Below are 20,021 nucleotides of genomic sequence, written 5' to 3'. Positions count from 1 at the left end.
GCATTTAAAACTATAAAAACCCTCAATATTAATTCATTTTAAATTTAAAAACTATGCAGAAAACATTACTCTCTTTTTTTATTCTACTAAGCTATTTAGGTTTTTCTCAAAACCCGAATTTAGTTTATAATGGCAATGTAGAATTATTCTCATCACCAACAAGTTCACCATCAGGGTGGTCGTCTTCTAGCGATTTTGGCGGTTTTAATCAAAACACTACCGATTTTAGTGAAGGTGCTAGCAGTGTACAATTTAATCCAATGTTTACTGATTTAATGATGTTTACCACAGTGGCCATACCTTTAGAAGCCAATAAGACCTATAACATTAAATACAGCTACAAATTCCTTGGAAATGCGTTTGATACTGACGATAATATTAAATTTCAAATTTATCTAACATCTACCGAAAAGTTTGAAAACTTTGTTAGTATTACAAACAACGAGTGGAACACGGTTGAAGTACAATACACCCCAACCGTATCTGATGCCGATGCAGAAGCTAGTATTACAGTAACTCCAGGAGATTCAGAATACGCTGTATTATTCGACGATATTCAAATTATAGAAGCGGCTGCATTATCAAACACCGATGTTGTAAAAGAAAAAAGCATAAATTTAGTGGCGCTTGGTAATAACCAATACCAAATAAAAACCGCCGCAGATACGCAAGTAGCTAACGTGGCTTTATATTCTATTTTAGGCACTAAACAAAGATTATCTCAGACATTAAAAAGTGATCAAAAATATAATTTAAGCAATCTTTCGGCTGGTATTTACGTTTTTCATATCACGAGTAATACCGGACAAATTGCCGAAAAAATATTGATTAAATAATACCCTAATTTAAATTACCAACTATAGCGTTAATGAATTCAACAACCATATTTTACATTATAATTGCACTAATAATCGTCAATTTTATAGTTGATAAAGTTTTAGATGCATTAAATGCGAAACACTTTAATGATGCGCTTCCGGAAGATTTAAAAGATGTTTACGATACTGCAGAGTATAAAAAATCTCAGCAATACAAAGCAACCAATTACAAATTTGGTTTGCTAACATCTACTTTTTCCGTGATGCTTACTTTAGGGTTTTTATGGTTCGATGGTTTTGAATTCATTGATAATATAGCACGTACTTACAGTGAAAACCCCATAGTTATCGCGCTTATATTCTTTGGTATTATTACTATTGGTAGTGATATACTGAGCACTCCATTCTCTTATTACAGCACATTTGTAATTGAAGAAAAATTTGGTTTCAATAAAACCACAAAAGGCACTTTCTTTTTAGATAAACTAAAAGGCTGGCTCATGATGGCCATTGTTGGTGGTGGTATTTTGGCCATAATTATTTGGTTTTACCAAGTTACGGGAAACAATTTCTGGTTGTATGCTTGGGGATTAGTGGCTATTTTCAGTTTGTTTATGAATATGTTTTACTCCAAACTTATTGTACCTCTTTTTAACAAACAAACCCCATTAGAAGCCGGTAGTTTACGCGACAATATTTCGAAGTACGCCAACACAGTAGGTTTTAAACTCGATAAAATCTTTGTTATCGATGGCTCTAAACGCAGCACAAAAGCCAACGCTTATTTCTCGGGTTTTGGTAGCGAAAAACGAGTAACGCTTTACGATACTTTAATAAACGATTTAGATGAAGATGAAATTGTTGCTGTGCTAGCTCACGAGGTTGGCCATTACAAAAAGAAACACATCATTTTTAATTTAGTAACCTCTATTTTACTCACCGGTTTTACCCTATTTATATTATCGCTTTTTATTTCTAATCCCTTATTATCAGAAGCTTTAGGTGTGCAAATACCAAGTTTCCATATTGGGTTGGTGGCTTTCGGGATGCTCTACGCTCCTATTTCGGAAATCACAGGTTTAATAATGAACATGTTTTCTAGAAAGTTTGAATACCAAGCCGATGATTACGCCAAAAACACCTACAAAGCCGAACCATTAATAACCTCCTTAAAAAAACTTTCTAAAAATAGCTTAAGCAATTTAACACCTCATCCCGCTTATGTTTTTATGCATTACTCGCATCCTACGCTGCAGGAACGTATTGGAAATTTAAGACGATAATTATTTTAACTTTAAATCCCAAAACCTAATGAACTGGAAAAACACCTACCTACTATCAATAGCAACCATAATTATTACGTTAGTAATAACAATAATAATCAGCTTCCAATATGGCTTTTCCTATAATATTATTGGCAATATATTTACTTTAGGTAAACTTTTTGTCTTTTTTAGTTTTATAAACATCTTAGACAAATCTATAAAAGCCAAAACCATACAAAAAAACTTAAAAACTTTTGAGTACATACTATATGCTGTTATTGCTCTTAATGGTATAGCTGTTATTTCAATAACTATTCAGTTAATAACGCACCCCGCGATATTTGCCCATTACCAAATAATTATAAGTTTAGTATCGCTAATTTTAACAATTTACTTAGCTATTAATGCTTTTTACTTAAGAAAAAAAATATTAGGGAAATACAATGGCGTACAAAAAATCAACTACACGCCTACCGATGTTAATGCTTTAAAAACTAAAACGTACAACACCATTGATGATAGATTGAGCCTTTGTAAAAGATGTGTAAATAAAGCATTTGACTCTAAAACTGGATTAATTTGCAGTTTAGATAATACTAAACCAAGTTTTGATACATATTGCACAGATTTTATAGTTAATGAAGCAGAGACAGAAAGAATAGACAAAACCGAAGCCATTGAAAAACCAGGATTTTTTGGTAGTTGGAAAGGCGCTTTAGTGATGTCGATTCTTGGTTTTGCACGATTTGCGATGCGCGGACTAGATGATCCTTTTGGTGTAGTATTTCTTGCTCTTGGTTTAGGCTGGCTTGTAATTGTATTAACAAGCAGAAAGAGTGACTAATTTTTCCAAACCTTATTGATAGACTTCTATTTATCAATAAAAAAATAATTATGAAAATTCGGATTTATAGGTGGTGATTACACTAAAACCATCTATAAAGCCGAACCTTTTATTACCTTAAAGAAGCTTTCTAAAAACGGTTTTAAGCATTTTAAATCACATAAGGTTACGCATTCATGCATTACGTGTACCCCAAACTTTTACAGCATATCATTAATTAAAAAAACACCCCACTCCCTCTTTTTTTTTTGTCATTTCGACGCTAGGAGAAATCGCATCATTTTGGTGGGGTAAGTGGATGATTTTGATGGGTTTTCGTTTTGATAATTGTTGATTTTATGAAAGTTTTTAGCTACTTTCGTTTGAAGCTGAGTATCAAATATTTTTATATCCACAAAAGCCAGTTATAGTTAGAATGAAGCATATAAAGAAGAAATATTATTATCAAGAAAAAGTTGTTCCAGTTAAAAATAGCAATAAAGGCTACGTTATAGATAGACCCGATTCTAAAACTATCAAGAAAATAAAAAAAGATGTCATTCCATTCATTCAAACTACGGATGGCTTTAAGGTTTTATCAATGTTTCATAATTATAATGGCACTGAAGTAGTCATACCAATACCCGACCTAACCTTAGTTTATAATAATAATGCATACCTAAATAATTTAACCCGTAAAGAACAGGAAAAAAAATTATTCAAAAAACTACTAGACACTAGTGAAATAACAGAAGTTGCAACAAATGAATTATACGCATATATCGGTGTTGCAAGCTCTTCAATTATACAAATGTTTACATCTATTGAATCATTTACCAATCATTTAATCCCTGATGATCAACCTTACATTAATAGTAGTAGACGAGATAGAACAGAATCATACACAAAAGATCAAATTCAAATCCACATAAAATTTTGGGATAAAATGAAAGATGTCCTTCCTTATTTTCATTCAAAGAATTTTTTCCAAAAACAAACACCAACTAATTCTCATATTACAAAATTAAAAGAGTTAAGAGATGAAATTGTTCACACAAAATCTAATCAAGTATTTGAAAGTCAATCAAATTTGATTGAAAAACTCTTAAAATTTAAATATGACGAAACCTTATTAGCCATTAGAAAATTTATGAACTTTTATATACCAGAATACATTGTTGAATGTGATTGTAATGATGATTTTTAAAATTTATAGCATATTTTTCCTTGAGTACTTAATACAAAATTTCTTTTTTAACAAACCTATCAAAAAAGCCCAATCCCGCGTTAACGATTGCAGCGGCATCCTTTTTAAAAATTTAAGCAGCCAGAAACCTTGGTATTTCCACAACCATTATAGATAAACACTACCATACCTAAAGCTATAAGTTTTTAAAAAGATATAGCGGAAAGCGTGTTAAAACGCCCAAAAAATTGAATATCCAAAAATTTGATTACCTTTGCAGCTTGAAACTCGGGAAAAATCGAGTTTATATTCCTCAGAGAGAGGATGTGTTACTGGAAGTTTAAGGTTAAGTATGTCGATTCGCTTTCTTATGTAACACCACATAACAAAATCGAATACTTATACAAGAATGAGCACATTCCAAGAATTAGGTCTTAATGACGACCTTTTACGCGCAATTACCGATTTAGGATTTGAAAAGCCTAGTGAAGTTCAAGAAAAAGCAATCCCAATTTTATTAAATTCTGAAACCGATTTAGTGGCACTTGCCCAAACCGGAACAGGAAAAACAGCGGCATTTGGTTTCCCTATGTTAGCTAAAATAGATGTAAACAGCCGCACAACGCAAGGTTTAATTTTAAGCCCAACCCGTGAGCTTTGTTTACAGATTACCAACGAAATGAAACAATACGGTAAGTATTGTAAAGGTTTAAATGTGGTTGCCATTTATGGTGGATCTAGCATTACAGACCAAGCCCGTGAGGTAAAACGTGGTGCACAGATTATTGTGGCTACACCAGGTAGAATGAAAGATATGATTAGCCGTAGATTGGTTGATATTTCTAAAATTCAATATTCGGTTTTAGATGAAGCCGATGAGATGTTAAACATGGGTTTTAAAGAGGATATTACCGATATTTTATCGCATACTCCAGAAGACAAAAACACATGGTTATTTTCTGCAACGATGCCTAGAGAAGTAGCTAGAATTGCGAAAAAATTTATGGACAACCCACAAGAAATTACGGTTGGAAATAAAAATGAAAGTACAAGTAATGTAACTCACGAGTATTATTTAGTAAACTCTAGAGATCGTTACCAAGCTTTAAAACGTTTAGCAGATGCTAACCCAGATATCTTTTCTGTAGTATTTTGTAGAACAAAACGTGATACTCAAAAAGTAGCCGAAAACTTAATTGAAGATGGTTACAGCGCTGGTGCTTTACACGGCGATTTAAGCCAGAACCAACGTGATTTGGTTATGCAATCGTTTAGAAAAAACCAAATACAAATGCTTGTTGCAACAGATGTTGCGGCACGTGGTATTGATGTTGATGATATTACACACGTAATAAACTACCAATTACCTGATGAAATAGAAACGTATACACACCGTTCTGGTCGTACCGGACGTGCTGGTAAAAACGGTATTTCTATGGTTATTGTTTCGAAAAGTGAAGTTCGAAAAATAAAAAGTATCGAACGCATTATTAAACGTGAGTTTGAGAAAAAAGAAGTGCCAGATGGTATGGAAATTTGCGAAGTTCAGTTAATGTCTTTAGCGAATAAAATACATAATACTGAGGTTAATCATGAAATTGATAAATACCTTACTAGTATTAATGAAATGTTTGAAGAAACTAGCAAAGAGGAATTAATTAAGAAATTTTTCTCTGTAGAATTTACACGTTTCTATAACTATTACCAAAAATCTAAAAACTTAAATGTTGCAGAAGGTTCTAGAGATAGAGAAAGAGATGGCGGACGCGAAGGTGGTCGTGATTTTGGAGGAAACTCTAACTCTACAAGATACTTTATTAACGTGGGTGAAAAAGATGGTTTTGATTGGATGAAATTGAAAGATTTCTTAAAAGACCAATTACAACTTGGTAGAGATGATGTATTTAAAGTGGAAGTTAAAGAGAGTTTCTCTTTCTTTAATACTGAAAATGAAACTAAAGATAAAGTTTTAGCTTTCTTTACAGACTTTAAACATGAAGGTCGTTTTGTAAACGTTGAAGTTTCGGAAAACCGAGGCGGTGGCGGAAGACGCAATGATAGACGCAGCGGTGGCGGTGGCGGAAGACGCGACGACAAACGCGGCGGCGGCGGAAGACGCGGTGATGATAGAAAAAGTGGTTCTGGAGGAAGCAGAAGCGACAGACGTAGAAGTAGCGAAGGTGGAGGAAGCTCTAGACGTTCGGACTCTGATTCTGGTGGCGGAAAATTTGCTGGAGCTAGACGTTCTAGAAGATAGAACTTAGTTTTATAATATATAAAAAGCTGACTGAAAGTAATTTTACTTTTAGTCAGCTTTTTTTTATGATTAAATTTTAAAGTAATACAGACTACTACTCTGTTATAAGAAATAAACTTAACGGTGCTATTAACGTTTTAAAGTAAAGTGCCCGCGGTATTGGCGGTTTTTACTTGGCCTGTTTACTACAAACCAATAATCGGATGTGGTTAGCATGCGCCCATTAAAGGTTCCGTCCCACCCTTTTGAGTATGGATTTAACTGAATAATTAATTTACCATAACGATCGAAAATATGAACTTCTAAATCAGGCTCTGTTTCTGCGAATTCTATTTTCCAGTAATCGTGGTAGCCATCGTTATTTGGTGTAAAGTACTTTGGGTAATTTAGTAAGTAAATATCTTCGGAATATACCATGCAGTCACTCTCACTAGTAACATATACCGTATAATCGCCAGCATCTAGATTATCGAAGGTATTACTGCTTGTGTATATATTACCATCTATGGAGAATTTAAACGCACCAGAGCCCTCGGTTGTAATAACTACAGAGTTGCTGTTTGTCGTCCAATCGTTAATTTCAATATGTACCGCGAGTGGCAAACTAGCATCTACTACCCTAACGGTTTTACTTATGCTACATTTAGAGTTGTCTATATTAGATACTGTAATGGTATAATCGCCAGCTTGATCAACCATAATATCCGAGCTTGTTTCTCCAGTGTTCCAAAGATATTCGTCGTGCATAGAACTCACATAGACTTGCACACTTTCGCCTGGGCATAAATACCAAACCTCATCGATATCAATAATCGGTTGGCTACTTACTCGAATAAAAAATGATGTAAGCGCATAACATTCCGTATTAGACGAAAGTTCTACGCGCGCAAAGATTTCTTCTGTAGCACTTTGGTTCTCGTAGTTTTCTGGTAATGTATTAGATTTCGTTTCAGCTTCAGCTTGAGATATATGGTAAGTTACATTTCCGGCTTGACCGTTTAAAATAGTTGCCGTTTGATCGCCTAGATTAAAAAAGGCTTTACCGCCATTAGAGCAATCGTCACAAATAAATAAATCTTCCGCCACATAGGCCGTTGGCGTGTCGTTGATAATAACATTAAAGCTCGATGTTGAAAAACAGTCTGTTGCTATATTTTCTAAACGTGCAAAAAGTTCTTGGCTGTCGCTAGACGTTGTAAAAACACTAGTATTCAAGCCTGGGCCACCTGTATCGGCTTCCGTTTGCGATTCGTAATACGTTACTTCGTATTCGGTTGGCGAGGCACCGTTTAACACCTCATCATCAAACTGAGATAAACTGAGCGTTTCAACACCATCGTTAGAAACATCATCACACAAAACAAGATCGTCAGGAGTTCCCGCAGTTTCTGTCTCTATTATTAATTTAAAGCTCGATATATCGTAACAATCGGGGCTTAAGGTATTGCTAATTTTATAATAAATATCTTGAGCGTTACTTGTATTAGTGTACATACTATTCAGTGTATTAACACCATCTGTAGCATCTTCAAAGCTTTCAAAATAACTTACCTCAAAAAGTGTTGTACTTTGTGCGCCCATAATATCGGGGGTTTTTGTGGTTAAATCGAAAGTTTCAAAACCATCGTCTCCAAGATCTTCACAAAACACATAATCGGTTACAGCGTTCGCAGTAGGCATATCGTAAACCGTGAAACTTTTAGAGACATTGTATGTACAGCTTCCCGATTTAAAAGTAGCCTTAACCAAATAATCGCCTACCGCTGCATAAGTATGCTCGGGTTTTATTAAAGTCGATGTTGTGCCATCGCCAAACTCCCATAGCACAGAATCGACAGTCTCGCTTGTTATTAAATCGAATGCTACAGCATCGTTAAAACAGGTGTTTTCAACTTCTATTTTACCAACAAAAAACGACTGAATAAAGGAGGGTAATCCAAAAATAGCACTACGCCCGCTAAGGTTTATCGTTCTATATTGGTAATCGCAGCTCAGGCCTATATTATTAGGCGCTTCTATAACACTTAAATAAGACGAGAATGTATTTGAAACATATATTTTACCATCGGGTCCCAATTGCAAACCGGCGATTAAGCGTCGTTCTTTAGCGATAACCACATCGGATGCTTTAATGGCACTTGCTGTAAACACACTCAAATCTAATTGATGTAATTCTGAGGTATAATATTGCTGATTTAAATCGCTAACATAAAGGTATTGGCTGTTTGTAGAAAACTCTAAACCGTAAGCACCATCTAAATAATCTGCTCCAAAAAAATTATCGATTAAAACGGGGTTAGATATTACCCCGGTTTCTTTATTAAAATCGAATAATTCTACAAAACTATCGGTGCTCCATTTAGCAACTGCTAATTTTTTCCCGTTAGGTGAAAATTTCATGCAGCCTATAACGTTAAAACCAGCACCACCATGATAACTTCCAACATCGGATAATACCGGAGTAGTCTCTACACCGGCTGCTGTAATTTTAAATGTTGCAAAACTACTACTATCCCAAAGATGCGCAGTTACCCAATAATCTATACCGTTACTATGCTGTACTGCCGATATTTTCTCAGTGCCAGGAGCTACTAAAAACACATTTTTTTGAGATGTTACAGCGCCATTACCGCCATTTAAACTCATATCAACCTCTGAGTATTGTAAGCCTTCGGCTTTAAAGAAATCTATAATTGTAAAAATATAGTAAATAGTATCAGAATTTGGCTTAGGCACAATAATAGCCGATTGTGTACTCGACGGATGCCCATTTAAACCATTACCATTAGGCATAATATTATGGTTTTTATCCCAAACTGTAACACCGTTGGTATAAAATAAAAGTTCGCCCTTAGCATTTGAAATTGCAGAACAGCCTTCGTTTGTAGAAAGTGCTCCGTCTGTAAGAGAATTAACCTCACCATCATTAAAATTAACGCCCGCATTAAAACCAAAATACCAGTTAGCAGCTTGGTCTTGCGCGCTAGAAAACCCCGGAAATAAAAAGGCCGTAAAAACGCACAATAAAGCAATGTGCTTTAAGCAGTTAGCAAACTTAACTTTGCAATTAAAATTCAAATTTTGGAGGGGTTTATCAATTTGCTTCAAAAATAAGCATCTGTAATAATATTCTTAATAAAAAATATTTAAATTTTTACAAAAATCCTATAATCCTCGTTAAATCGGCATAACTCAAGCCCTTCTAAGTTAAATTATATTAAAATATATGGTTATATTTAATTGTTTAGTACTTTTATAAAAAATTTGTTGATGAGAAAATACGTATTACTCCTTTTTACTTTTGCTTTATTGGTTGGGCAAACTCACGCCCAAGATGCCGAAAAAGCTATTGGTGTAGTTCTTAATGCATCGACATCTACTCCACTAGAAGGCGTTAATATTGTAAACCTTAACCAAGTAAAAGGAACCACAACAAACGACAGCGGAGAATTTGCAATTACAGCTAAAGCTAACGATACCTTACACTTTTCTTATTTAGGTTTTAAATCTATTAAAGTACGTGTTACTAATGACTGGTTAAAATTTGGAAGCTCTAACATTAACCTTACCGAACTTGCACTTGCCTTAGAAGAAGTTGTGGTAAGCCAACTAAAATTAACCGGCTTTTTAGAAGTTGATATAAAACAAGTACCTGCCGTAAACAGTAATTACCGTTACAGTATTTCTGGTATAGAAGGTTCGGGTTACGAAGCCGATAAAAAATCTGGATTAACCAAAGTTATTGGCTCTATTTTTAACCCTGCCGATTTTCTACATCGTATGTTTGGTAAAAAGCCAAACGAGCTTAAAAAGCTTAAAAAGATGAAAGAAGACGACGAAATTAGAAACCTTTTAGCGAGTAAATTCGATCGTGAAATGCTTACCGTTTTACTACAAGTAGACCGCGTAGATTTAGACGAAATTGTAAGCCAATGTAACTACTCAAAAGGATTTATACAAAAGGCAAACGATCTACAAATTCTAGATGCCATAAGCGAATGCTACGAAGAGTACAAGCTATTAAGTCGCGGTAGAACACGTAAAATATAAACTATTTGGGCGTTACCACAAGGGTCGGGCTTTCCGCTATATCTTTTTGCAAAACATCTGTTTTTATTTAAAACCTATTACTTTTTTCATACACCAGTTTCAACGAAACTTAATGTGATTAACCTTTGCAAAAAGGATGTCGCATCAATCCCTAACGCACCCATCTGCCAAATTAAGCATCAAAGCAACCATTAGTTTAAACTTTACTAATTAACACTTTAAAAAATCTTAAAACCACAATACGCTAAACAATAATTGATTTAATTTGATATTCAACCATCAAAACAAATCATGCCATATAGAAAAACACTACTCTTCTTTTTATTACCTGCAACCATGATTTCTCAAAATATTACAGGGAAAATCTACGACTCGGAATCTACAGTAAAAGGTGCTAAAATTTTCAACAAAACAAAAAACACCACAGCATATTCCGATGCAAACGGAAGCTTCAATTTACCTGCAACACTAAATGATACGATTACCATTAGTTCGCTTTTTCACGCCACTAAAACGTTAAAAATTGACACCTTTCATGTGGAAAACGAATTGGTTATTGAATTAAAAAAACAAGTAAACCAACTAACAGAAGTGTTGCTCGCCGAAAAGCAAAACGATTTAAAAACATTTGAAACCAACAGTGATTTAGGAGCTGTATTAGCATACGACTTAAAAAACAATACAGAAACCTGGTACAAAAACATGCCTAAATCTGGAATAGATTTTGTTCAAGTTTCTAAACTAATTGGTAAGTTACTAAAGCTTAAAAAAAAGAAACCTGTAGAAATAACAACAATAAATCATAAAACATTCGATTCTCTATTTACAACGCACAAATTTTTCAATGCAGAATTATTAGCAAATCAATTAGAAATACCCGAAGGATATGCACCTTTATTCTTTGACTATTGCGAAGAACAATATGTTAACAGTAATTTACTTTTAGAGAAAAACGAATTTATGCTACTAGATAAACTGCTTAACTGCAGCCGCGACTTTAGAGAACTATTAAAAACGACCGAAACCGATTAATTCGTTTCATAAAAACGTTCGGTAATTTTCTCGTAACTTTTAATGGTTTTAGTGCACCAATCTAAGCGTTTTTGTAAAATTTCATTTTCGGTTAAACGCCATTCTAAATTAGATGCTCTAAGTTTAGAAGTAGCTTGTTGCAGAATAATAGCTGCAGAAACCGATATGTTCAAACTCTCGGTAAATCCAACCATAGGTATTTTTAAATAGCAATCTGCCTCATCTAAAACTGCTTGAGATAAACCTTCCGTCTCTCTTCCGAAGAAAAAACAAGATTTTTTAGTAACATCAAAATCCTTAATATCGCAATCGTTAGCATGTGGTGTAGTAGCAACGATTTGGTAGCCTTTAGCTTTTAAATCGGTAATACAATCTTTTACATGGTTGTAGCGATTTAAATCGACCCATTTTTGAGCGCCCATCGCTATTTCCCTATCAATATCTTTAGAGTTTCGTTCTTCTACAATATTAAGTTCTTGTATGCCAAAAACATCACAAGTACGCATTACCGCACTAGTATTATGCAGTTGGTAAACATCTTCTGTGGCTACCGTAAAATGTTTGGTACGCTGTGCTAAAACTTTGGTGAATTTTTCCTTTCGTGATGGTGTAAGGAAGGTTTCCAAATGCTCTAAGAGTTTTATATCGATCATGCGTCAAAAATATAAAAGTATTTTAAATCACGAACTCACAGACTGAGAAGATTTTAGAATTAAAAGAAAGTGATCCATTTTAAATTAAAACGGAAGCCGTTCTCAATTCATTTTAAATTTATATTTTTAACCGTATGAAACATATTGTTGTATTATCGGGAGCAGGCATTAGTGCAGAAAGTGGTATTAAAACATTTCGCGATGCCGATGGTTTATGGGAAGGTCATGATGTTATGGAAGTTGCCACTCCAGAAGGGTTTGCTGCAAACCCAGAATTGGTTTTAAACTTTTACAACCAACGTCGTGCACAGCTAAATACTGTAACGCCTAATAAAGCACATATTGGCTTAGCAGAGCTAGAAAAAGATTTTAAGGTAAGTATTATTACCCAAAATGTAGACGATTTACACGAACGCGCTGGCAGTACAGATGTAACCCATTTACACGGCGAATTACTAAAAGCGAGAAGCACTTTTAATGAAACCGATATAAAAACATGGAAAACCGACCTCAACCTTGGTGATTTATGCAAGCAAGGTTACCAAATGCGTCCGCATATTGTATGGTTTGGCGAAGATGTCCCGATGATGGATAAAGCCATTAAAATTTGTGAAACCGCCGATGTTTTAATTATTGTTGGAACCTCTATGCAAGTGTATCCTGCGGCAAGCTTAATGCATTATGTTCCAGAAAATACCAACACCTATTTTATAGACCCAAAACCCAATATGGCGAGTTCTAAAAACATAACTGTAATTGCAGAGCCAGCTACCGTTGGTGTTTTAAAATTGACTAACATATTAAAAGAGGCTTGATTTTCATCGGATTTTTACTTCATTAATCATCGTTTCAGCAATTTATATAAGAAATAGTTCCGTTACAAATTCGCAAACTAATATAAAAGACTATCTTCGCGCAAAATTTAGAATTACGATTTATGAAACGTATTAATGAATACAAGAAATTATTTGGTGCCGAACAAGATATGAGTTTAAAAGCTCTAAAATCTTCTTACAGAAACTTAGTAAAAGAATGGCACCCTGATAAATTTCAGGCTGGAGATGATAAGGCTATTGAAGCTGAATTAAAAAGTAGACAAATTATTGACGCTTACCACTTTTTAGTAAGTATTGCTCCTGAAACAAAAGCAGCTAATTTAGATGAATTTAATGCGACTATTTCTACTGCTATAATGGATTGGCAACATAAAGGGTTACTTTTAGAAGTTACTTTTTTAGACGGAAATACTTATGAGTTCTTTGGTGTAAACAAAGCATTGTATATCAAATTTTCACAATCTGATAAACAAACACGTTTTGGTAAACGAAACATCTTTAACTCATTTACTTACAGAAAAATTAAGAAAAGTGAAGTAGAAGCTTAGGCTTTATTCTTCTCTTCAATCCATCGGCTCATAAATTTGGTGCTCTGCATGCTATGATGATGTAGCATTTGCCCCATAAAATTATTTTGGCGATGTATATTTAAATGATCTACAATCGATTCAATTCGCGATAAGAACATCCTTTTATGTTTTTGCGAATTGAATCGATTGTTTATTATAGCAAATCCGTTCTCCTGCATTTTACTCCAAAGCACTTCGTTTTGGCATAATGCGATGGCTTGTTTCGCAAAACTATTGGCATCATCTTCAATAAACCCATTAGGTTCAAATTTACCAAACATACCTTCTGCTCCAACGGTAGAAGTTATCATAGGTGTACCATTTTGCATGGCATCTATTAATTTACCTTTTAAACCTGCACCAAACCGAATTGGCGCCAAACATACTTTAGCCTCTTGCATAACCGTATGCACATCTTCGGCAAAACCTTTTATTATAAAACCTCGCTTCTCGTTGTTTAACTGTGTTACTTTTTGAGATGCATAAGCACCATAGATATGTAATTCCGCTTGCGGTAATTGTTTTCTAATTAATGGCCAAATAGTATCTTTTAGATAAAGTACGGCATTATAATTAGGTTCATGCAGAAAATTACCAATGGTTATAAAATGCTGTCTGGTTTCAAACTTAGGAAGCTTAGTGATGGCATCCTCAGAAATTGACTCTAACATAAACGGTAAATAAAGCAACAAAGCCTGATCTACTTTAAAGTCGTTTTTTAAAATATCCATTTCCGCTTCCGAAATAATTAAAGTTAAATCGCAACGGTGAATACTAGCGATTTCTCGTTTTGCTGTATCGTTAAACAAATAGCTTTTATCGAACAAAACATTATCTTTAAATGCCTGATGGCGGCCTTTACGTAAACTATGTAAATCTTCAGTATCTAAAATCTTTATAGCATTTGGGCAGTTTTCGGTAACTCGCCAGCCAAATTGTTCTTCCATCATAAAACGATCGAAAAGCACAAAATCTGGGTTAAAATCTTTTACAAACGTATCGAAACTAGAATTATTCAATTCGATAGCAGTTTGAGAAACACCTATACTTTCTAAATTAAAAGCATTATCGCTTTTTGCACACGGACTCGCAAACGTGATGTTGTAATCTTGACTTTTAAAGGTTTCAATTAACTGCATCATTCGGCTACCTGCAGCAGAACTTTTAGGCTCTGGCCAAACAAAACCGATAATTAATACTTTTTTATTCACTTAAATTATATGATATTAACCGTAATGACTGCTCTCCTATTCGAATGCAACCGTTACTGTGACTGTGACTAAACCTACTCAGGCTTTGCTTGCATTCCGTATGTAACACGCACTAACTTGGCCCAATCTACAACAGCTTGAATTTGCGCATCGCTAAGTTTAGCTTCAGAATGTGTAATGGTGTAAGATTCTAAAGGCATTTCCTTCTCTTCTACCATTTCTATAATTTCTTCAAACTTATGGTCTTTTCTTTTTAAAGAATTACCTACCCAATTAGAGAAATTAAGCTCTTCTTTACCTTCTTCTACATGGTGGGCTAACCAAAAATTAACGGGAGTTATATTATTGTACCAAGGATATCGAGTAACATCACTATGGCAATCGTAACAGGATTCTTTTAAAATGAGTTTTACATCTTCTGGCGGATTTGTTTCAGCTAAAAAAGCATCTACCGAAGCTAAATCACCTTCATTTTTGTCTGGGCCAAAAAATTGACCGATCACAAAGGCCACCAATAAAAACAACAATACTTTTTTTACTATCTTCATTTTAATTAAATTTAAAGCATAAAAATAAGCAATCCATTTGACTACCGAGCAACTGTACAACGAATTAAATTACGTGAACCATTCTAGAGAAAAGCGCTTGTTTTATTCTAAAATGGTGATTAATAATCCTGCATTAATCCCGAAGTTACTGGATCTTCTTTTTATGGTAGACGATAAACTATCGCCAAGAGCAGCTTGGGTTTTAGAGTTTATGTGTACCGAAAATACCGATACTATAGCGCCTTATTTAGAGCCTTTTACCCAAGGTATAAACAAAGTGCATTTAGATCCTGCGGTGCGCCCAGTGGCCAAAATTTGTCAAATTTTAGCACAGCACTACTACTCTAAAGAAGATAACCTGATAAAAACAGCTTTAACGAAAACGCAGCAAGAACGTATTATTGAAACCTGTTTTGATTATATGATTAATGATGAAAAAGTTGCCGCTAAAGCCTATAGCATGGTTGCGTTGTTTTTATTCGGAAAAGATTTTGATTGGATTCATTCAGAATTAAAAATAATTTTAGATCGCGATTACCCTACTCAAAGTGCTGCATTTAAAGCACGAGCACGAATTATTCTAAAAAAAATGAAGAAAAAATAAATTTAAAAACCGTTAAATCTTCAAGCATCCGACTTCCGACTTCCAACGAAAAAAACTATCTTTACAGCTTCAAAAAAATCAAATAAACTATGTCATTATCAGCATTAAACGCCATATCACCAATCGATGGTCGTTATAGAAGTAAAGTAAATGAATTAGCACCTTATTTTTCGGAAGAAGCTCTAATTAAATATCGTGTTTTAGTAGAAATTGAATATTTCATTGCCCTTTGCGAAATTCCTTTACCTCAATTAGAATCTGTTGACAAAGCTGTTTTTGATAATTTAAGAGGTATTTACAAGAATTTTTCTTCGGAAGATGCACTTGCCATCAAAAAAATTGAAAGTGTAACCAACCACGATGTTAAAGCGGTTGAGTACTTTATAAAAGAAAAGTTTGATGCTTTAAACCTTTCTGCATACAAAGAGTTTATCCACTTTGGGTTAACATCTCAAGATATAAACAACACAGCAATTCCTTTAAGTATAAAGGAAGCTATGAACGATGTTTATGTACCTGAATATTTTGTGGTTTTAGAAAAACTAAAAACATTATCTAAAGATTGGGCACACATACCAATGTTAGCAAGAACGCACGGACAACCAGCTTCTCCTACTCGTTTAGGTAAAGAAATTGAAGTGTTTGTTGTACGTTTACAAGAGCAATTTAATTTATTGAATGATATACCAAGCGCAGCCAAATTTGGTGGTGCAACGGGTAATTTTAATGCGCACCACGTCGCTTACCCAAATATTGATTGGAAAGCTTTTGGAAGCACATTTGTTCAAGAAAAATTAGGATTACAACACTCGTTTCCTACAACACAAATTGAGCACTACGACCATATGGCGGCTTTATTTGATACCTTAAAACGTATAAACACCATTATCTTAGATTTAGATCGCGATATCTGGACTTACGTTTCTATGGATTATTTTAAACAAAAAATTAAAGCAGGTGAAGTAGGTAGTTCTGCAATGCCACATAAAGTAAACCCAATAGATTTTGAAAACTCTGAAGGAAATTTAGGTATAGCTAATGCTATTTTTGAGCATTTATCGGCTAAATTACCTGTTTCTAGATTACAACGTGATTTAACAGACAGTACCGTTTTACGTAATGTTGGTGTACCTTTCGGGCACACATTAATTGCTTTTAAATCGACTGTAAAAGGTCTAGACAAATTACTTTTAAACGAAAGCAAATTTGCTCAAGATTTAGAAAACAACTGGGCAGTTGTTGCCGAGGCTATCCAAACGATATTACGTCGTGAGGCATACCCAAATCCTTATGAAGCTTTAAAAGGTTTAACACGTACTAACGAGAAAATAAACCAAGCATCTATTTCTAATTTTATAGATACGCTAGAAGTAGCAGATGCTATAAAAACAGAATTAAAAAACATTACACCTAGCAACTATACTGGTATATAATATGTTTGATGATAAAACTTCTTTAATACTCTGTGGCGTTCTTGTAGCGGTTATTTTTTGCACAGGTGTTTTACAGGTTCTCGATAATTATATTGTTTTAACAGTAATATCTGTTTTGTTTATAACCATTGTTTACAATATTATCTACACCAAACAGAATTTAAAATAGTTAAAATACACTCATAAAAAAAAGGGACACTTCGGCAAAAGTGTCCCTTTTTACATTAACATTTAACTGTAATGATTACGAGTTAAATCATTTAAAAAAGTTTTGAATATCTTTAAGTTGGTCTTTATCGAAATTGGCACCTTTTAATGCGCCAACCAGAGTTCCCATTTTTGATGGATTCATGTCGCTACCTAAAACACGTACAACACCAAAACCATATTCTTTAGAGCTTCCGAAAATAATAATCTCATCTGCTTCATCATCGGTACCTATATATTTTACAGCAATCTTATTGCCTTTATCACTAAACTCAATAAGTTCGTTGTATTTCTCATCCTTTAGAATTTCTTTAACCGCAGCTATTTCTACTTTTAAATCCTCTGTATTACTTTCATTAGCCTTATAGCCAATAAAGTTTAAACGGGTTACAGAGTTAAAAGCTTCATTTTGCTCTTCTGTAAAACTAGATTTATCTACTTTCAACATAGAAATTGGTAAATCTTGCGAAATAAAATTTGGCGCCTCTTGGTGGTCTACAAAATAAGTTTGTAAAGTTGGCCCGCTGCTACAGCTAACTAACATAACTGTAGCAAAAAGACCTAATAACAAGTGATTAATAGCTCGTTTCATGATTGATGGTATTAATTTGATTGATGAAATTATTTTTATATTTAAGTAAAACATCTGTTAAACAGTATTAAACTATTACTTTTTATCTAAGTGCTTACCTCCAGGGATATTCATTTTATCGGTAAGTTTAGAGATTTCATTTAAGTCAATATCACCGGTTAGCGATACAACAACAGTTTCAATTTTACGTTCCTTTCCGCCTACTTCAATACCTTCTTCCATAAACTTATCAACGCCGTTTACAAAAATTAAAAGCTCCTTAACGTGGTCGGCATCTTTACCTTCTTTTACGTAAAAATTTACGTTAGTACCATCGTCTTTCACTTCCATTAATTCCTCTAAAGCACTAGAGCGCGATTTTACCCATTTAGCAAGATCTGCAGCGATCACTTTATTATCGGTAATCATGGTTTTAAAACTTGTAATGCTTTTTACCATATCCATATAAGCCTTAGCTTCTTCATCTTCCACATTAATTCCCATTTTGGCAATCATTTGAAACATTTTTGGTTTTATTGAAACGTAAGTCACATCCGAGTTGTCACTATATTTCTCAAAAACATCTTTTTGCGCCATTCCTGTTAATGGTACTAACATTACGGCCATTACGAATACTATTAATCTATTTCTCATTGTATTTGATTTTAATTTATTTGAATTCTTCATTTTTTCTCAATTAGTTTTTAAAAATTAATCCTGTAGCATTATCAATTTCGTTTAGATATCCAAGGGTTGCTTTACCTTTCTCCAATTCGTCTAAATAATTTACTGTAGACACACCTTTATTAAAATTTTGCGAAATCATTTCTAACGATTTTGTTAATTCCATTAAAGCCACTTCCGGATCTTCATAAGTTCCTAGGTCATCATTGTTTAACGAACCACTTCCAAAGTAAAACCCAATCATTAAAACCGCTACTGCAGCTACCGAAAGCCATTTGTAATTAAAATTACGCTTGGTTGCCTTAGTTTCTGTTTCAAAAGGGATATCCTTATTAAATTGCTCCTGCTTGCTTACCAAAAAATAGCCAAACATGGGTTTATACATTTCTAAATGGGGTGCAACATTGTCTCCTGCAAAATAGTTTTTTAACAGCTGCTCTTCCTTTAGGCTTGTTTCGCCATTCTCGTATTTTTCTAGTAAATTTTCTATATTATTTAATACCATAATTATGTGTATTAGTCAGTTTTTCTCTTATTGCTTTTCTTGCTCTCGATAAGTTTACGCGTACTGCTGTATTATTCATATCCAACATTTTCGAAATCTCATCTAAATCGTACTCTTCTATATCTCGTAGCTGAATTATTGTTTTCTGCAACTCGGGTAAATCTTCAATAATTTTCGACACCCAGTTAACGCTATCATTTAATTCAACTTGCTTTTGTAAAGCCGTTTGTTTATCCTCGTAATTTGTATGAACAATTTTAAGATTCTGCGCCTGTTTCGATTTCAACTTATCGAAACAAAAATTCTTAGTCATCGTCATCGAAAAAGCCTCCACGTTTTTATACTCAGCAATCTTTTTCTTATTGTTCCACAACTTAATTAAAACCTCTTGGGTCGCATCTTCGGCTTCTTCCGTCGAAACTAGTAAGCGTTTCGCTAACCGAAACACTTTATCCTTAAAAGGCATTACAACATTTAAAAACTCCGTTTGAGTCATTTTGAATTGGTTTTATTAAAACAGCTTGGTTACGGCTATTTAAGTTACGACGACTACATTTCTCATTTGTTACATCAAATAAAAAAAAACTTTAAAATAATTTGGGCGTATCCCTTTTCCGCAAAAGCTACAAAGGGTCGGGCTATACGCTCCAAGTCCTCGTAATCCCGATTCTCATCGGGCTTACTGTGGGCTTTCCACTGCTATCCCTTACGTAAGGTCTGCCTCCAAAAACAGTCTAAACTAAAAACAATATCGTTAAACGCGGCATAA

General features: G+C 34.1%; 19 protein-coding genes. 11 read left to right on the top strand and 8 right to left on the bottom strand.

What is annotated here, in order from left to right; genetic code table 11:
- Positions 1-53: 53 nt before the first annotated feature.
- From V6246_RS12560 to V6246_RS12540, 5 genes are all read left to right on the top strand, one after another.
- Entirely contained in the window at positions 54-836 is a 783-nt protein-coding gene (locus V6246_RS12560) for a T9SS type A sorting domain-containing protein (RefSeq protein ID WP_341560821.1), read from the top strand.
- Between the two features lie 32 nt (positions 837-868).
- Positions 869-2,101 carry a M48 family metallopeptidase gene (locus V6246_RS12555; RefSeq protein ID WP_341560820.1) on the top strand — a complete coding sequence of 411 codons (1,233 nt, stop codon included), beginning with the start codon at positions 869-871 and terminating at the stop codon, positions 2,099-2,101.
- Positions 2,102-2,129: 28 nt separating this feature from the next.
- A complete protein-coding gene (locus V6246_RS12550) occupies positions 2,130-2,927 on the top strand; it encodes a hypothetical protein (RefSeq protein ID WP_341560819.1) in 798 nt (265 codons plus the stop codon).
- A 415-nt stretch (positions 2,928-3,342) separates the two neighbouring features.
- Positions 3,343-4,113 (top strand): hypothetical protein, encoded by a 771-nt coding sequence (locus tag V6246_RS12545; RefSeq protein ID WP_341560818.1) that lies wholly within the window; start codon positions 3,343-3,345, stop codon positions 4,111-4,113.
- Between the two features lie 388 nt (positions 4,114-4,501).
- Positions 4,502-6,349: a DEAD/DEAH box helicase gene (locus V6246_RS12540; protein WP_341560817.1), complete on the top strand. Its 1,848-nt coding sequence runs from the start codon at positions 4,502-4,504 to the stop codon at positions 6,347-6,349.
- Positions 6,350-6,478: 129 nt separating this feature from the next.
- On the opposite strand, the gene V6246_RS12535 is transcribed toward V6246_RS12540, so the two are convergent.
- Positions 6,479-9,427, bottom strand: a complete 2,949-nt coding sequence (locus V6246_RS12535) for a T9SS type B sorting domain-containing protein (RefSeq protein WP_341560816.1) — start codon at positions 9,425-9,427, stop codon at positions 6,479-6,481.
- A gap of 192 nt (positions 9,428-9,619) precedes the next feature.
- On the opposite strand from V6246_RS12535, the gene V6246_RS12530 reads away from it, so the two are divergent.
- Positions 9,620-10,399, top strand: a complete 780-nt coding sequence (locus tag V6246_RS12530) for a carboxypeptidase-like regulatory domain-containing protein (RefSeq protein ID WP_341560815.1) — start codon at positions 9,620-9,622, stop codon at positions 10,397-10,399.
- A 291-nt stretch (positions 10,400-10,690) separates the two neighbouring features.
- A complete protein-coding gene (locus V6246_RS12525; protein ID WP_341560814.1) occupies positions 10,691-11,431 on the top strand; it encodes a carboxypeptidase-like regulatory domain-containing protein in 741 nt (246 codons plus the stop codon).
- Here V6246_RS12525 and V6246_RS12520 read toward each other — a convergent pair.
- Positions 11,428-12,084, bottom strand: a complete 657-nt coding sequence (locus tag V6246_RS12520) for a TrmH family RNA methyltransferase (protein ID WP_341560813.1) — start codon at positions 12,082-12,084, stop codon at positions 11,428-11,430. The two genes, V6246_RS12525 and V6246_RS12520, sit on opposite strands and share 4 nt — an antisense overlap.
- Positions 12,085-12,218: 134 nt before the next feature.
- Between V6246_RS12520 and V6246_RS12515 the strand changes: the two genes are divergently transcribed.
- Complete coding sequence (locus tag V6246_RS12515) at positions 12,219-12,899, top strand: SIR2 family NAD-dependent protein deacylase (RefSeq protein ID WP_341560812.1); 681 nt, start codon at positions 12,219-12,221, stop codon at positions 12,897-12,899.
- A 122-nt stretch (positions 12,900-13,021) separates the two neighbouring features.
- Positions 13,022-13,468, top strand: coding sequence for a KTSC domain-containing protein (locus V6246_RS12510; protein ID WP_341560811.1), 447 nt, complete (start codon positions 13,022-13,024; stop codon positions 13,466-13,468).
- Here the strand turns inward: V6246_RS12510 and V6246_RS12505 are convergent.
- Both V6246_RS12505 and V6246_RS12500 read right to left on the bottom strand, forming a co-directional pair.
- The gene (locus V6246_RS12505; protein WP_341560810.1) at positions 13,465-14,700 is read right to left on the bottom strand and encodes a glycosyltransferase family 4 protein; all 1,236 of its coding nucleotides are present in this window, start codon (positions 14,698-14,700) and stop codon (positions 13,465-13,467) included. The two genes, V6246_RS12510 and V6246_RS12505, sit on opposite strands and share 4 nt — an antisense overlap.
- 74 nt (positions 14,701-14,774) lie before the next feature.
- Complete coding sequence (locus V6246_RS12500) at positions 14,775-15,248, bottom strand: heme-binding domain-containing protein (RefSeq protein ID WP_341560809.1); 474 nt, start codon at positions 15,246-15,248, stop codon at positions 14,775-14,777.
- A gap of 37 nt (positions 15,249-15,285) precedes the next feature.
- Between V6246_RS12500 and V6246_RS12495 the strand changes: the two genes are divergently transcribed.
- Both V6246_RS12495 and purB read left to right on the top strand, forming a co-directional pair.
- A complete protein-coding gene (locus V6246_RS12495) occupies positions 15,286-15,852 on the top strand; it encodes an adenylosuccinate lyase (RefSeq protein ID WP_341560808.1) in 567 nt (188 codons plus the stop codon).
- An 89-nt stretch (positions 15,853-15,941) separates the two neighbouring features.
- Positions 15,942-17,285 (top strand): adenylosuccinate lyase, encoded by a 1,344-nt coding sequence (gene purB, locus V6246_RS12490; RefSeq protein ID WP_341560807.1) that lies wholly within the window; start codon positions 15,942-15,944, stop codon positions 17,283-17,285.
- A gap of 256 nt (positions 17,286-17,541) precedes the next feature.
- Here purB and V6246_RS12485 read toward each other — a convergent pair whose 3' ends face one another.
- The 4 genes from V6246_RS12485 to V6246_RS12470 form a co-directional block, all read right to left on the bottom strand.
- Positions 17,542-18,084 (bottom strand): DUF4252 domain-containing protein, encoded by a 543-nt coding sequence (locus tag V6246_RS12485; RefSeq protein WP_341560806.1) that lies wholly within the window; start codon positions 18,082-18,084, stop codon positions 17,542-17,544.
- A gap of 75 nt (positions 18,085-18,159) precedes the next feature.
- On the bottom strand, positions 18,160-18,717 hold the full coding sequence (locus V6246_RS12480) for a DUF4252 domain-containing protein (protein ID WP_159019613.1): 558 nt from the start codon (positions 18,715-18,717) through the stop codon (positions 18,160-18,162).
- Between the two features lie 43 nt (positions 18,718-18,760).
- Entirely contained in the window at positions 18,761-19,252 is a 492-nt protein-coding gene (locus V6246_RS12475) for a hypothetical protein (RefSeq protein ID WP_042505807.1), read from the bottom strand.
- Positions 19,239-19,748 carry an RNA polymerase sigma factor gene (locus V6246_RS12470; protein ID WP_042495747.1) on the bottom strand — a complete coding sequence of 170 codons (510 nt, stop codon included), beginning with the start codon at positions 19,746-19,748 and terminating at the stop codon, positions 19,239-19,241. The genes V6246_RS12475 and V6246_RS12470 overlap by 14 nt, the downstream gene beginning before the upstream one ends.
- Positions 19,749-20,021 lie beyond the last annotated feature (273 nt).

This window comes from Algibacter sp. TI.3.09 (genome assembly GCF_038154905.1).
In the GTDB taxonomy this organism is placed as follows: Bacteria; Bacteroidota; Bacteroidia; order Flavobacteriales; family Flavobacteriaceae; genus Algibacter.
Note: the sequence above shows the minus strand (reverse complement) of the source record. Positions and strands in the feature narration are given on the sequence as shown.

Bases quoted from the DNA above. Each gene is read 5' to 3' on its own strand.
- V6246_RS12520 (WP_341560813.1), bottom strand. From the start codon at position 12,084: ATGATCGATATAAAACTCTTAGAGCATTTGGAAACCTTCCTTACACCA.
- V6246_RS12485 (WP_341560806.1), bottom strand. From the start codon at position 18,084: ATGAAACGAGCTATTAATCACTTGTTATTAGGTCTTTTTGCTACAGTT.
- V6246_RS12515 (WP_341560812.1), top strand. From the start codon at position 12,219: ATGAAACATATTGTTGTATTATCGGGAGCAGGCATTAGTGCAGAAAGT.
- V6246_RS12525 (WP_341560814.1), top strand. From the start codon at position 10,691: ATGCCATATAGAAAAACACTACTCTTCTTTTTATTACCTGCAACCATG.
- purB (WP_341560807.1), top strand. From the start codon at position 15,942: ATGTCATTATCAGCATTAAACGCCATATCACCAATCGATGGTCGTTAT.
- V6246_RS12510 (WP_341560811.1), top strand. From the start codon at position 13,022: ATGAAACGTATTAATGAATACAAGAAATTATTTGGTGCCGAACAAGAT.
- V6246_RS12555 (WP_341560820.1), top strand. From the start codon at position 869: ATGAATTCAACAACCATATTTTACATTATAATTGCACTAATAATCGTC.
- V6246_RS12480 (WP_159019613.1), bottom strand. From the start codon at position 18,717: ATGAGAAATAGATTAATAGTATTCGTAATGGCCGTAATGTTAGTACCA.
- V6246_RS12530 (WP_341560815.1), top strand. From the start codon at position 9,620: ATGAGAAAATACGTATTACTCCTTTTTACTTTTGCTTTATTGGTTGGG.
- V6246_RS12550 (WP_341560819.1), top strand. From the start codon at position 2,130: ATGAACTGGAAAAACACCTACCTACTATCAATAGCAACCATAATTATT.
- V6246_RS12475 (WP_042505807.1), bottom strand. From the start codon at position 19,252: ATGGTATTAAATAATATAGAAAATTTACTAGAAAAATACGAGAATGGC.
- V6246_RS12560 (WP_341560821.1), top strand. From the start codon at position 54: ATGCAGAAAACATTACTCTCTTTTTTTATTCTACTAAGCTATTTAGGT.
- V6246_RS12470 (WP_042495747.1), bottom strand. From the start codon at position 19,748: ATGACTCAAACGGAGTTTTTAAATGTTGTAATGCCTTTTAAGGATAAA.
- V6246_RS12540 (WP_341560817.1), top strand. From the start codon at position 4,502: ATGAGCACATTCCAAGAATTAGGTCTTAATGACGACCTTTTACGCGCA.
- V6246_RS12545 (WP_341560818.1), top strand. From the start codon at position 3,343: ATGAAGCATATAAAGAAGAAATATTATTATCAAGAAAAAGTTGTTCCA.
- V6246_RS12500 (WP_341560809.1), bottom strand. From the start codon at position 15,248: ATGAAGATAGTAAAAAAAGTATTGTTGTTTTTATTGGTGGCCTTTGTG.